We start from the raw sequence: 495 nt of genomic DNA on the forward strand, positions 1-495 counted from the left end.
GCAATGGATAAAACTCTTAAGAAGCTCGTGCAACAGGACGAAAGAGGCCGGCTTATGCAAAGCGTTCTTGGAATCGGAACACAGACGGCTGCACGTTTGCTTGTTGTTACCGGCAAGATCGGAAGGTTTGAGAATTCCCGCAGCTATGTTGCTTACTTCGGACTTGCTCCTCGCAACATCATTTCAGGACATTGCGGCACGCCTGATTCGCGGAGAAGGAACCAAGCCGTATACAACCGAGGGCAAGGAAAGGTTTCTCGGAGAGGTGACAAAATAGCCAGATCCCTGATCATTCAGGGAGCAGGTTCAATTTACATGTTGAACTGCAAGAACCAACTACAGGAGTGTCAGTTAAAGCGATGGCTGGATCAGCAAATGGCAAGCCGGAAGGCGTACGGAAAGATCATAGTGTCATTGGCGGCCAAGCTCTTGAGAATCATTTGGGCGTTACTGACACGCAAAGAAGAATTCGACATTCACAAAGCGGGCGTATCT

Annotated in this window: 1 protein-coding gene; it reads left to right on the forward strand. The window is 49.1% G+C overall.

The features are described 5' to 3' along the window. Positions 1 to 54: 54 nt before the first annotated feature. The coding region (locus H6A60_RS12470; RefSeq protein ID WP_205105120.1) for a transposase at positions 55 to 495 on the forward strand (441 nt) is incomplete at its 3' end.

Source organism: Sutterella massiliensis, from assembly GCF_016899755.1.
In the GTDB taxonomy this organism is placed as follows: Bacteria; Pseudomonadota; Gammaproteobacteria; order Burkholderiales; family Burkholderiaceae_F; genus Sutterella; species Sutterella massiliensis.